12 protein-coding genes are annotated in these 13733 nt (G+C 41.9%); 2 read left to right on the top strand and 10 right to left on the bottom strand.

The window, feature by feature from the left end; genetic code table 11:
* Positions 1–858: 858 nt before the first annotated feature.
* Complete coding sequence (locus tag V7K89_RS12750) at positions 859–1149, bottom strand: DUF5615 family PIN-like protein (protein ID WP_335187566.1); 291 nt, start codon at positions 1147–1149, stop codon at positions 859–861.
* Between the two features lie 145 nt (positions 1150–1294).
* Positions 1295–3916, bottom strand: a complete 2622-nt coding sequence (leuS, locus tag V7K89_RS12745; protein WP_335187684.1) for a leucine--tRNA ligase — start codon at positions 3914–3916, stop codon at positions 1295–1297.
* 186 nt (positions 3917–4102) lie between these two features.
* Between leuS and V7K89_RS12740 the strand changes: the two genes are divergently transcribed.
* The gene (locus tag V7K89_RS12740; protein WP_335187564.1) at positions 4103–4558 is read left to right on the top strand and encodes a gamma-glutamylcyclotransferase family protein; all 456 of its coding nucleotides are present in this window, start codon (positions 4103–4105) and stop codon (positions 4556–4558) included.
* Positions 4559–4574: 16 nt separating this feature from the next.
* On the opposite strand, the gene V7K89_RS12735 is transcribed toward V7K89_RS12740, so the two are convergent.
* The 3 genes from V7K89_RS12735 to V7K89_RS12725 all read right to left on the bottom strand — a co-directional run bounded on the left by V7K89_RS12735 (position 4575) and on the right by V7K89_RS12725 (position 6521).
* Positions 4575–5189 carry an anti-sigma factor family protein gene (locus V7K89_RS12735; protein ID WP_335187562.1) on the bottom strand — a complete coding sequence of 205 codons (615 nt, stop codon included), beginning with the start codon at positions 5187–5189 and terminating at the stop codon, positions 4575–4577.
* Positions 5190–5346: 157 nt separating this feature from the next.
* Positions 5347–6003, bottom strand: coding sequence for a sigma-70 family RNA polymerase sigma factor (locus V7K89_RS12730; protein ID WP_335187560.1), 657 nt, complete (start codon positions 6001–6003; stop codon positions 5347–5349).
* 365 nt (positions 6004–6368) lie between these two features.
* On the bottom strand, positions 6369–6521 hold the full coding sequence (locus V7K89_RS12725; RefSeq protein WP_335187558.1) for a hypothetical protein: 153 nt from the start codon (positions 6519–6521) through the stop codon (positions 6369–6371).
* A 681-nt stretch (positions 6522–7202) separates the two neighbouring features.
* Between V7K89_RS12725 and V7K89_RS12720 the strand changes: the two genes are divergently transcribed.
* On the top strand, positions 7203–7820 hold the full coding sequence (locus V7K89_RS12720; protein WP_335187682.1) for a L,D-transpeptidase: 618 nt from the start codon (positions 7203–7205) through the stop codon (positions 7818–7820).
* Between the two features lie 82 nt (positions 7821–7902).
* On the opposite strand, the gene V7K89_RS12715 is transcribed toward V7K89_RS12720, so the two are convergent.
* The 5 genes from V7K89_RS12715 to V7K89_RS12695 form a co-directional block, all read right to left on the bottom strand.
* Positions 7903–8442: a late competence development ComFB family protein gene (locus V7K89_RS12715; protein ID WP_190909652.1), complete on the bottom strand. Its 540-nt coding sequence runs from the start codon at positions 8440–8442 to the stop codon at positions 7903–7905.
* A 121-nt stretch (positions 8443–8563) separates the two neighbouring features.
* Positions 8564–9499 (bottom strand): M23 family metallopeptidase, encoded by a 936-nt coding sequence (locus V7K89_RS12710; protein ID WP_335187556.1) that lies wholly within the window; start codon positions 9497–9499, stop codon positions 8564–8566.
* 516 nt (positions 9500–10015) lie between these two features.
* A complete protein-coding gene (locus V7K89_RS12705) occupies positions 10016–10714 on the bottom strand; it encodes a DevA family ABC transporter ATP-binding protein (RefSeq protein ID WP_335187554.1) in 699 nt (232 codons plus the stop codon).
* Positions 10715–10754: 40 nt separating this feature from the next.
* A complete protein-coding gene (gene devC, locus V7K89_RS12700; RefSeq protein ID WP_335187552.1) occupies positions 10755–11927 on the bottom strand; it encodes an ABC transporter permease DevC in 1173 nt (390 codons plus the stop codon).
* Positions 11928–12031: 104 nt separating this feature from the next.
* Entirely contained in the window at positions 12032–13228 is a 1197-nt protein-coding gene (locus V7K89_RS12695; protein WP_442941652.1) for an ABC exporter membrane fusion protein, read from the bottom strand.
* Between the last annotated feature and the right edge of the window lie 505 nt (positions 13229–13733).

The raw sequence follows: 13733 nt of genomic DNA, 5'->3' as shown, positions 1-13733 counted from the left end.
ACCTCAGTTTTTTTATAGAAAAACGCGAAATCGTTTTGAACATTGCAGTAATTGTCGGAGAAAAAGTTGTGTTTTACTTCCACGAAAGAAGTAACCCCCTACACTATACGGAAGACTTGGATGTCACCGTTTGCTAAGAGATAGAAGATACCCAACCCAAACTTTTCAATCTATTTGGGTCAAAGATTTGTTCTTGGGTTGTCATTCTCTAAAAAATACCTTCATCTATGATTTATTTGAGTCAAAATCGCTTCGATACCAATATCCAAGCCTTTTCTAGCTTATTTGATAGCGACTAATTTGACGCAGAAGTTGAGATATCTATGCTATTAATTGCTGCACTTTTTGATACTGCATTTAGTGGTAAGCAATACCAACGGCGGGTACTAATAAACTATAATTTTTTATACTATACTTACAAAATTGCTACATTCGTGCTTAGTCTCCTTAGTTACTATTCACGGTGAATCGTTTTTAACTAGTGTTCAGTTCATAAACTGTCACTCACTAGATCCCCGGTATTCTTACAAAAGAGATATTCTTAGTTAGTGCAAGGAGTGATACCATTTCACCACATGTTTGTCACAAGTTATCCCCGTAATACTCCCTCCTCAGGGAGTGTTGCAGATTTCAAATGTTGCGTCAAACGAGTGAGTTGGTATAAGCTTTTACGGAAAAGCGCTTGAGTGAGCAAAACCTCAAGCGCTTTTTTGTGTATAAATAAAACAATCCACCTCTCTGGACGCTCGGATAGATGTTTTTAAATACACATACACTATAGAAGTCAACTACTGATAAAAGAGTTGTTGCAACATATACTTAACGACTTTAGCATTTGCGCGTTCCATCAAAACCTTTTTAAGTGACTGGACGTACCACACGAATTAGTTTTCCTTGCAACGATTCTTCTGGGACCACAGCCTCATCTATCCGTGCTGCAAATTGTTTCCAATTAGAATTGTTCGTGCAAACAGTAATACCGAAATGATTAGAACTACGACGATGCAAACGGATAAAATCAACTCTGTTGATAGTTAATATTGAGCGTTCTTGACTTATGGCAAATGCTAGCACTTCCTGATTAGGTATAGAAGTTGTTGTTCTAACTCTTTGAGTGTCACAGATGTAAATCCTCTGATGTTTTGTCACGCTACATTTACAATTTTATCGATTCTAAGTACAACATTTCATAATTCGTAGCGAATTATCTGCGCCCCTACCTTGCAAAAAGGCGAAGCGCGTCTACGTTTAAATTTAAACCCTCAATTCGCCACAATTCTATGCAAAGCTGTACTTAGCTAACTACAAAATTCACCAACTTTCCAGGCACTACAATTACCTTTTTAATCTCTTTACTTTCGATGTAACGCTGGGCAATTTCTGATTCACGGGCATATTTCTCCAACGCGGCTTTATCTGCTTGTGCTGGTACTTGAATCGAGCCGCGAGTTTTACCCATAACTTGAATCACTAAAGTGATTTCATCAGCTACCAAAGCAGCCGGGTCAAATGATGGCCAAGTTTGAGTATGAACTGAATCACTTTCATCTAATAAATGCCACAATTCATCAGCAATGTGTGGTGCAAAGGGTGCTAATAATACCACTAAAGTCCGAATACCTTCTGCGTAAATTGGTGAACTTTTGCCGTTGGCATCAGTTAAGGCATTACTCAACTTCATCAATTCGGAAATAGCTGTGTTGAATTGATATTCGTCTTCTACGTCTTCTGTCACCGCTTGAATAGCCGTGTGAATTGCCCGCCGCAACTCCTTGTCTGCTTTAGTTAAATCAGAGAGTTGAGCTTTTTTACAGCATACCCCAGCCGCAATATAATCTGTTACCAAACGCCAAACCCGATTTAAAAAGCGGAATTGTCCTTCCACATCGGCTTCGTCCCATTCCAAATCTTTTTCTGGCGGCGCTTTGAACAAGATGAACATCCGCGCTGTATCTACACCATATTTGGAAATTACATCTTCTGGCGCTACACCATTGCCCTTTGATTTAGACATGGTGGCATAGAGACGTTGTAACGGTTCACCTGTCTGGGGGTCGCGCGGGTCGGCTGAATTTACCAGATTAGAAGAAATCCATTTATCTTTACCACCCTTATTAGGATTTAGGTAGGTTAAACCCTGCACCATACCTTGAGTTAACAGGCGTTGGAAAGGTTCGTCAAAGTTTAACAAGCCTCTGTCCCGCAGAACCTTAGTAAAGAAGCGCGAATACAACAAATGTAAAATCGCGTGTTCAATCCCACCTACATACTGATCGACTGGCATCCAGTCATTGATTTTACTGGAATCGAAAACCTGTTGTTCATTCTTAGCGTCAGGGAAGCGCAAGAAATACCACGAGGAATCAATAAAAGTATCCATCGTGTCAGTTTCCCGCTTTGCTGGAGTGCCACAAGTCGGACAAGGCACATTTACCCAGCTTGACAACTGAGTCAAAGGTGAACCACCACGTCCAGTAAATTCCACTTCTTCCGGTAACTGTACGGGTAAATCTTTGGTAGGTACAGGAACTATCCCACAGTTGGGACAGTGAATTACAGGTATCGGTGCGCCCCAGTAACGCTGCCGCGAAATCAACCAATCCCGCAAGCGATATTGCACCCGTACTTTACCAAAACCTTGTTGTTCGGCGTATTCAATTATTGCTTGTTTAGCATCTGTGGAAGTCATACCAGTAAAAGCCCCAGAATTAATTAAAATTCCTGGTTCAGTGTATGCCTGGTTATATTCAATTTGGATGAGTTGTGTGACTTCATCTATCTCTAATGTTGGGGTTAAGTCAAAACCTGCAACATCATCCGGGGAAACGATGACAAAATCAACTGGCAAATCGTAATTTTTGGCAAACTTAAAATCCCGGACATCGTGTGCTGGTACACCCATAACTGCTCCAGTACCATACTCATACAGTACATAGTCAGCAATCCAAATCGGCACTTCTTCCCTTGTGAATGGGTTAATTGCCTTACCACCTGTGGGGATACCCCGCTTCGGTTTATCTTCAGAGGTACGTTCCAACTCACTTTGATGGGAGACTTCTTTAACAAAGGCTTCTACCGCTACTTGTTGTTCTTTTGTAGTGACGCGCTTTGTTAAGGGATGTTCTGGTGCTAACACTAGGTAGCTGACACCAAAAACTGTATCTGGGCGTGTGGTGTACACTCCGATTTTTTCATTTATCCCAATGATGGGAAATTCTAAGTAAGCGCCTGTAGATTTGCCAATCCAGTTTGCCTGCATCGATTTGACGCGTTCTGGCCAACCTGTCAATTGATGCAAGTCATTGAGTAATTCTTCTGCATAGTCGGTAATCTTGAAAAACCACTGGCGTAATAATTTGCGCTCAACTATTGCCCCACTCCGCCAAGAACGTCCTTCGTTATCAACTTGCTCATTTGCCAGTACAGTTTGATCGATCGGATCCCAGTTTACAGCCGCTTCTTTTTGATAAGCTAACCCAGCTTGCAAAAACTGCAAGAAAATCCATTGTGTCCACTTGTAATAATCTGGTGAACAGGTAGCAAGTTCGCATTCCCAATCAATAGATAAACCAAGACGCTGCAATTGTTGCCGCATCTGAGCCATATTCTGATAAGTCCACTTTGCTGGTGGTACACCACGGTCAATGGCAGCGTTTTCTGCTGGCAAGCCAAAGGCATCCCAACCCATTGGGTGTATTACCCGATACCCTTGCATTCGCTTGAGGCGGGCAATCACATCGGTAATCGTATAATTACGGACGTGACCCATGTGTAGGCTGCCCGATGGATAAGGGAACATGGAAAGAGCGTAAAATTTTGGCTTGTTGCTAACTGTCGGTGTCTTATCTAAGCCAAGTTCTACCCATGTTTTTTGCCATTTTTCCTCAATTGCTGCTGGGTTGTATCGGGAATCCACCAAAAATTCTCCTACTGGGTCTGTAATTCTATTCGCCTCCATACATATTGGGTTAACTCAATATGTCAACCTATATTGTAGGTCAACTACTCACAGATTTATATATAGTGCGATTGAGGAGCAGCCTGATTATGCCCAAACTGCGACTCTTTCAGATATAACGAGAGTCATTTGATGAAGGTTTAAATGGTTGAATCAAATATAAAATTTTCTGATTTAGTGCGGGTTTTTGTCTACGGCACGCTCAAACCAGGTGAAGCTAACTATAAAAGATACTGTAGTGGCAAAGTAGTTGATGTCAAAATAGCTCTTGTACAAGGTAAATTATTTGCTCTGCCAATGGGCTACCCAGCGATGACGCTAGGGGATAGCCAAGTTTACGGATATTTACTCTCTTTTTCCAACCCAAAGATTTTAAATGAGCTAGATGTACTGGAAGATTACCAGCCCAATAGACAAACCCCAGAAAACCTCTATAATCGACAAATTATCGAGGTTTATGAGCCACAGTCACTCTCTCTGGGTTGGGCTTGGGTTTATTTAATGACTTTAGAGAAAGTCGATCGATTAGGAGGCTTCCTCCAACCTGGGGGCTGGTGGAGCGGCTGTGTTTTAACCCCAAAGTACAGTTACAATCTTTAAACTGTTAACTTTGCGATTAGTTTATGTCCTGTTTGGGGTCGTGTCGTTGCGGCTGTACCTGATAAATTGAATTTTCTGGAGAGGCTACTGCTGCTTTCGGAATTTCAATTACCGGGTTATTTAGTCCCACCATCAGCGGCGATGGGGGAACTATAGACGCTGAGGACGTTTGTATAGGTTCTCTTTGTAGTCGTTGTGCCAGTTGCGGCACCATCGAACCACCACCTACTAAGCCTGATACTGCACCGATCGCACAAGCGGCAATGGCCGCAGCTCCCACCATCCAATTTAGAGGAGAGCGACGACGCAAACGTGTCAATACTTGCTGAACTGTTTCTTCTGGCGACTGTTGGACTGCTGGCACTGGGAGCGTCCGCAAGCCCTGGCGCAGCTTTAACAGTCGAGCATACAGACATTGAACTGAGGCATCATTTGCTAGCCATTCTTCTACTTGCCTGCGTTCGGTGGCTGTGACTTCACCATCCAGGTAAGCACTTAATAATTCGAAGCGATCGCGCTTCACCATATCCATAAGACCCGTTGATTCATTGGTATGCTTAGCCATTCCATCTGACAAATCTTGAGGAAGTTGCAAAGGAGAACGGTCGTAAAACTGAGAATCAGTAGTCATCTTAACATTATTACCAATTCATACACGGGTAAACTGGGCGGGAATTTCGGGAAAATTAGCCAATTTTCTACCTTTAGGCAGAAACTATCTATGTCTTTCTAGTAATTCTTAATCTATACTTAAAATCTACCCAATGGCAGAGGCAAGATGCTGTAAATTAGGAGTCTAGATAATTTTGCAAGTAGGCTTGCAACCTCGATCTAGCTCTGGCTATTCTTGACTTCACAGTTCCTAGAGAAACTCCAGTAATTTCGGCAATTTCTTCATAAGCCATGCCTTCGATTTCTCTAAGGACAATGGTAGTACGGAAGACTTCTGGTAAATCCGCGATCGCTTCCCGCAATTGCTCATAAAATTCTCTAGTTGTCAGTTCTTCCTCAGGACCTGGGGTATCACCGGCGATTTCCCAATCCATCTCACCGTCTTCTAAGGAACGGGGAGCATCCAGTGACAAAGGACTCATAATCCGCTTGCGTTTCCGTAACTCGTCGTAAAACAAGTTGGTGGCAATGCGGCTTAACCAGCCCCGAAATTTAGCAGGCTCTTGTAATCGGTTAATATTCCGATACACTCGAATCCAAACTTCTTGAGCCAAATCAGCTCTGTCAGCCCAATCTGGAGCCAGGTGGTATAGAACTCGATCAACTTGACTTTGATAGCGGCGTAATAGTTCCGCAAAAGCAGCACGATCTGGTCGCAGTCCGGCTTGACAGCGCAAAATTAAATCGTGGTTAGGGAGTTTGTCAACTTGCACTGATGCTTCTGGAAACTTTGCATCAACCGTTGACCAGGATACAGTAATCGATTGACTCATAGATCGTACTGGCTCTAAATCATCCCTATCTATTAGACCTGCTAATGGGACAGAAGTTCCATGCTCAGGTGACGGATTTATGACTGGAACACTGAAGCAGACAATTTTGGATACATTTATAGCAATAAGCAGAGCCACTTTTGCTTATACTGCTCCCATAGTTGCCTAAGACCCATCAACGAACAAGGGCACGACAAAAGGCATATTTTGGTACTTTTAGCAACTGGGTATATACGCTTGATCAAAATAATTAAATTTGGCTATAAAAATGAAGATAAAATTTTGTAATTTTAACTTCTTGATACCTTTAAGATTTGGGTAATAATTTCTGGAAGTTAGGTTGCTGTGGTTGCTAAGATGGTGATTTAATTTTTTGATTTTGTTACCAGAATAGTTGCTGATTGTTCTGCTTGTGGCCCGAAGGCAGTACTAGAGTTATGTTGCTCTGGTAGGCGAACTTGAAAAAAGAAATTTAGGGAAAACGTAATTGTTACCGCTAGCAATAGTTTTTCAAACATGACTTTTCATCCACCCACACCATTAATGATTGATTGCTACATTTCAAGAGTTCCACCAAAAAGTCTCAGGAGAGGCTTACGACCCTCAGAACTTTTGAGGAATGAGGTTGCTCACTTGTTGGAATTTTGCTGCTGGGACAATTTGCATAGTCTTAGTTTGCCCAGAGGTGTTGGCAGATTTACAAAGGAAATGATAAGTATTGATAAATTTTTGATAATTGAATGATGAACTCGTCCAATTACTCAGCTGGATATGTCAGGGATAAACAATAGGCGATGGCAATGGTAAGAAACGAATCTGTAGGGCGTATGGTAATGCTGCTTTGTTTTGGCACAGCATTTTTATCCTTAGCTGTCCATTGGCGCATTAGTACGGCGGAACGGCAGTATGAAAAGTCTGCATCTACTTTGATGCAGCGAGATCCTACCCGAGCCAATATTAAGGGAAGCCGGACAGAGGGAGTCTACAAAAATCTTTCCCAAGTGAGTTTGGGAGAAATTGCGTTGGGTGGATCTGTGCCACCTGATGAAGTGACCCAAGGCTCGACTGCCCAGAGGACGTTTACACTAAAGTCCTCTGTTATTAAACCTAAAACTAAATCAAAAATAATTAAGAAGAATTTAGTTAAAACAAATACTCGTAGAGTTTCTAAACTCAAGTATTCTGCTATTAAGTCGCAAATAATTAAGAAGAATCTAGCGAAAGCAACTACTCGTAAGCCTTCTACCATTAAGCCTCAAACTCAGCCCCAAACTATTAAGAATAATGTAGCTCAAGCAAGCAACCAACCAACTCAGACACGGCTGGTGGCGCAAGTAGAAAGACAAAATCCAGTTGCAGATAGTTGGGCAAAAGGTCTATGGTCTCAGGCTTCAGCCCAACAAATACCATCTAATAGGCTGGCAAATGTCAAGACGCAAGTGGTGGTTGATTTAAGCGATCGCCGCACTTATGTATATGCAGGAGACGAGGTGATCGCCAGCTATCCCATTGCTGTTGGTAAAAAAGGTTGGGAAACCCCCACAGGTTCTTTCCAGGTGATCCACATGCGACACTATCCAATCTGGCGTCACCCAATTACAGGCAAAGTATTTCAGGCTGGTACGGATAGTCCCTTGGGAGATAGATGGATTGGTTTTTGGTCAGATGGACGGAATGAAATTGGCTTTCATGGCACGCCGGATATTGATCTAGTAGGAACGGCTGTATCCCACGGCTGCTTAAGAATGCGTAATTCTGATGTCCGATTGTTATATGAGCAAGTGAGTTTAGGGACAAAAGTGTTAGTACGTGATTAATTAGCTAAGAGTTAAGAGTCATTAGTCCTTTGTCCTTTGTCTAAAATAAATGACAAAGGACAAAGGACAATGACTCTTAAAATTATAATTTTTGCTCAAAGTTAGGTGCGTATGTTTGGAGTAAAGCACTAACTTGGCGTACAACCTCATTGCCAGTATTTTTACCCAAGGCTTGCCGTTCTGGAAAGAAATTGGGTCGATCAAGGTAACGGTTAATTGCCTCACTTATTTGCTGAGAAATTAAGTCTTGCAGTTGTGCCTGAGCTGTTTGGCGCTGGAAGTTAGCACCTTCTTCTGTAGTAGCATACAAAGGTGGTAGGCGGTTGAGAGCGTAAGCAGCAATATCCCCGACATCTAGAGAACTTTCACTGGTGGCTTCAATTTCTGCAACTCGGGCGATCGCTTCTGTCAAGACCAATTCTTCCATAACGTTAATGAATTGTTTGCGAGGTACCGCCACTACCTCACCAGTCAATAGCGCACCCATCAGCCGATCCAACGCCATATACTCTTCAATTGAGAGTTCTGAGGCGTTATCACAGATTCTACCTACTTCTGCTTCCATTGCTGGTGTCAAATAACCATCTTGGAGAGCTTGTTCTACAATTTTTTCGATACTCATAACGCTTATCATCACTTATGTTGGGCAAGCAAGGTAGGGACGGTATCAATCCAATTTATTTTGCGTAATTCTCAGCAAAAAATACACAAATTATGCAAAGACAGGATCAATTCTGCCTCTACTAGTTAACGACCTTAGTTCGCCAAGGTGTTGGATCAACAGATTGTCCGTTGACATACAAACCCCAGTGTAAATGTGGTCCCGTGGCAGCACCTGTTGAACCTACTGCACCAATTAGTTGACCAGCTTTCACAAAATCACCTTCTTTAACGTTAATACGACTCAGGTGCATGAAAATACTGGTTACTCCTTGACCGTGATCGATGCCAACTACGTTACCGTGTATCCGAAACCCTTGGGATACCCTACCTACCAAAGCAACTCGCCCAGCGGCTGGGGCAATTACCGGTGAACCGGCAGCACCAGCGTAGTCAAGACCACGATGATAGTAGTCTTTTGCAAATGTACCATTATAGTAGCGACGTACACCATAGTTTGTACTCATCCGCCCTGCATTTGGCTTCAGGAATACTCCATTCCAATACTTTTTTGGTGTTTGTAGCGCCTTAAAAGCCGCCACACGCTTGAGTTCATACTCTGTGGCATCTACTCCGGCTTTGCCAGGTGGCAAAGTAATGCGTTGTACAGGGAATTTACGATTAAGTACATTCACTGCCAAGTTTCGCACTTGACCATCCCCTGCAACCCGAAGTGTTCTAGTTCCAGCTTTTTCTAGTGGAGTTGTGGGAACAAAAGCCCGATACTGATTGGGTGCAATTTCAAAAGCTGGGTATGTATTTTTACCACTGGCTACTCTTGGATTTGTACCATTCTCTGGATTATCTAGATTAATCACCACTGAGAGTGTATCCCCTAATTTAGGATTAGTTGGGATCACCTTTACTTGCAAAGCATCTACAGGCAATGCCAAGGCGATCGGGAGAACAGCAAATATTCCCTTTAACATATTTATTGCACGGCAATTGGCTGTCAATGTTTTGACATCAAAACCGAGCAACTTTTTGTTTGAACTACTAGCGCTATTCTCAATAATCATAGAACTACAAAAAACCCTTGCTTGTATTGGAAAATAGATTAGCTTATTATCGCTAGTGTTTCCTGCTTAAAGCCAATGTTACTGACAACCATAAATTTTCAGAAATTCTCCAGGTACTTATGGGTTACAAGGGCGAATCATTTTATCTGTAATTTTAAGAAATTGATCTTGACTCTAATAACCAAGGTGTATAGACATTGGCAATGAGCATAAAATTTAACTGTCATTACATAAACAATACTTGAAGGAAATTTTGGAATCAACTAGACACTTTTTCAACTGGACACTAATATCACATTGTTCAGTTGAAATCGGTATAGGGAAATTACTTAAACTAGGTAAGTAAGTCAGTGAGGGTAAATTAAATTATATATACTAGTAAATATTTGAAAAGCTCATAATAACGCTTAAATTAGCAAAAACAGATGATAGTAAGGTAAAAATAGGAGTCTGCCTCGCCCCACTTAAAATTTACTTTATAAATCAACACTGAATGAGAGAATACGCTAATTAACTTTAGGCTGATAGTATTACTTTTGACTTGAGTTTGCCATCTTCCATCTCAACGATACGATCCGCAATATCTAGGATACGGTTGTCATGAGTAACCATCAAGATGGTACAGCCTTGTTCTTTTGCCAGTTTTTGCATGAGATTGACTACATCTCGTCCTGATTGACTGTCAAGAGCGGCGGTGGGTTCATCCGCGAGGATTATTTGAGGATGACTGACTAAAGCACGAGCGATCGCTACTCGTTGTTTTTGTCCCCCAGACAGTTGATCGGGATAGTAATGCAAATGATTTCCCAATCCTACTTGCTCTAGCATTTGGGCTGATCTTGCTTGCATTTTTTTTAACCCAAGATGTTTGTGCAATTCTAAAGCCATTTTGACGTTTTGGAGTGCTGTTAAACTACCATGCAAGTTATGTCCTTGGAAAATATAACCGTTATGGCGTCGTGCTTGCACTAGTTCTTCAGCACTAGCACCACAAAGTTCTCGTTCCAATACTTGTAAACTACCAGATTGGGCAGAACGCAACCCACCCACTAAGGTCAACAAGGTAGTCTTTCCAGAAGCAGAGGGCCCAGTCATAATAATAATTTCACCAGCGTTAATCTCTAAGTTGATATTACATAAAACTTGCTTGCGGAGTGAGCCGTGACCAAAGTGGTGGTCGAGATTCTGGATAGAGATGATGGATTGACTAGTCATAAATAGATTGATTACTTGTGACCAATGACAAATGACAAATTTAAAACATATCAGCGGGATCGGTGGCTTGGAGTTTGCGGGTGGCGATCGCACCGGAAATGGTACACATAATGATTGTCAGTACTAACACCTGCAATGCCCGAATCGCAGTCATGCACATGGGCAAATTTGTCGCACTACGAGTCAGTTGATAAAGCGCTAAGGATACTCCCAATCCAGGGAAGAAGCCCAGTGCTGCTAAAATCAACGATTCTTCAAGCACCACACCTAACAAGTAGTAATTACGATATCCCATTGCTTTGAAGGTGGCGTATTCTCGAACGTGGGCATTAACATCGTTAGAAAGGACTTGATAGACGATGATCACGCCCACCACAAACCCCATCGATACACCTAGACTGAAAATAAATCCAATTGGGGAATTTGTTCTCCAAAAGTTATTTTCAAATTCAATAAATTCGGCGTGGGTTAATACTCTGACATCATCTCTAAGATAGGCTTTGAGCATTGCTGCTACTTTTTTCGGTTCATAACCTGGTTTCAGAAGAATTAAACCTAGACTGACACTGCTGGACTGTCGCCCAGAAAATAGCCGCAAAAAATTTTGATCGCTGGTAATCAGGTTGCCATCAAAGCCAAAGGAAGCACCTACTTGGAATAAGCCACTAATGGTAATTGTGCGCCGTTCTATTTCGGTAGTCAGGGTTTTACCTTGGTCAATTTGAGCGATCGCTTTTTGATAATCTCCTCTTGCACCACGATCAAACAACACAGTATCTGGCATTTTGATCGCTTGTAACTGCTGGTTAACATCTGGTAAGTCAAAAGCTGGCTTGTCTGGGTTAAAGCCGATAACTAACACCCCTGTCTCACGGTGTGTTTGGGGATTCTTCCAGATTGTGTTGTTAAAATACATTGGTTCCGCCGACTTTACCCCTGGTATATCCATTGCTTGGTAAAGTCGCCGCCGAGAAAATGTAGACAAGCTTGCTAAGTTACGGGCTTGGGGACTGGTTAAAACAATGTCTGCTTGCAAACTGCGATGTAGTCTGGTGTTACTGTCATACAGCGCAGTCTGAAAACCTAGCTGCATGAACATTAGAAGATCCGCAAAGGCAATGCCTGATAATGCCACTAGAAGACGGCTTTTTTCATGATTCAGTTGCAGCCATCCTAAAGGAGTTCGCCGTTGCAGTTGTTTGATCAATCCCATTATCAGAAGTGGGGGAGTAGGGGTATGAGGAGACAAGGGAGATGAGGGAGTAACGAAGAAGAATTAATAACCAATGACAAATTACTAATGACAAATGACAAATTTCACAATTCAATTACTGCCTTAACTTGCATATTGGTTAAGGTGGCGGCTTTTTGGCTGGAAGTTTCATCTAATCGGATGTGGACTTCTACTACTCTGTTGTCAATATTGCTGACGGGATCTGTGTTAATGAGATTCTGCCGTCGCACTTGCAAGCCTTTGCGATCTACAATTCCCTGCAATTCAATTGGGAGGGAATCACCAAGTACTTGTACTTGCTGCCCTGAATGCACTTTGCCGATATCGCTTTCGTAGACTTCGGCGATGACATACATCTGGCTGGTTTGTCCAATATCTGCAATGCCATCATTTGATACTAATTCCCCAGGATGGGTATGGATCTCAAATACCTGTCCATTTTGGGGCGATCGCACTACAGCCTGTTCGAGATTAACTTTTGCCAGATTCATCGCTGCTAGGGTACGATTAACTTCTGCTTTCGCAGCTTCTACATCCACTCCGCGCACTTCGGCGATTTCATCGAGTGTTGCTGTGGCTTGTTTAACTTGTTGCTGACTAGTTGATTGGGTACGATTTAACTGTGCTTGGGCTTCTTGCAAGCTTTTTTGGGCAGTTTCCAAGTTTAAACGCTTGCTATCCCGTTGAGAGGCGGAAATTGCACCTTGTTGATATAGTTGCTGATAGCGTTCGTCTTCTGCTTGGGCGTTATGCACTTCGGCTTGGAATCGCTCAATTGTCGCGGCTTGGGCATTAATATCACCTTGGCGTTCGGCTTCTAGACGAGCGATCGCAGCTTTTTGGGCGGCAATTTCACCCTGTTTAGCACCTGCTTGGATGCGGTTTAGGTTTGCCTGGGCTACTTTCACTTGTTCCTGTGCCTCTTTAAATGCTGCTTGTAAGCGATCGCAGCTGTTCAAAATTGCGATCGTCTGTCCTGCCTTTACCCTATCCCCCTCCTTTACCAACAACTTTTCTACCCGACTTCCTTCCGCAGACACCGCAGCAGAGAGTTTAATTACCTTTCCCTGTGGTTCGAGTCGCCCTAAAGCTGTTACTGTTTTTAACTGTGGCAATTGTGTTGCTGGTACTTGTGCTTCTTGATTGGCATAATTTTGCCCACGTTTTACTATATAAAAACTTATTCCGCCAACTAATAAAGATATAGTTATACCTATAGCAACGGATGGACGCAGAATAGACTTAGGGAACGTTCTGTACCCTAGCTTTGAGTTTCGCACCATAGATTTACCTCTTAACTAGTGGCGCAGAAAAAATAATCAGAACAGATTAGGTTTTTCTTTGTACTTATTTGCTAATTCCTAATTTTTTAATCAGTTCTTGTTGATTTATCACTTAAAACTCCATAACAAAATTGTAAATTTTTGAAATTTTACTTAGATAAGGTTATTTAGATGGATAAAACAATAACAAATCCTTTGATTGATTGAGAAGTTAATTTTCCGAGAAAACTACCTTTGGTTTCTGAAAGTACTTAGGTATAGTAAACCGTTTCAAAAATACGGGTTGTAACAGCGCCAACAATCATCATCAAATTAAGTAAATAAAATAAGTGTTTTTTGTCAAAGTTATGAACAATTTCAATCAATGTCAACTTTTGATGATTTACTTGATGAAAAATCAGAGCGTGTTGATAATAAGAAATCTAAATAATCTAATTAGATACTAATTATGTCTATCTAAAATTTAGAGTGATTTCTACACAGAGATTATGAAATTTTTATC

It is taken from the genome of Nostoc sp. (genome assembly GCF_036917515.1).
Classification (GTDB): Bacteria; Cyanobacteriota; Cyanobacteriia; order Cyanobacteriales; family Nostocaceae; genus Nostoc.
This window is presented reverse-complemented; position numbering and strand designations above follow the sequence as displayed.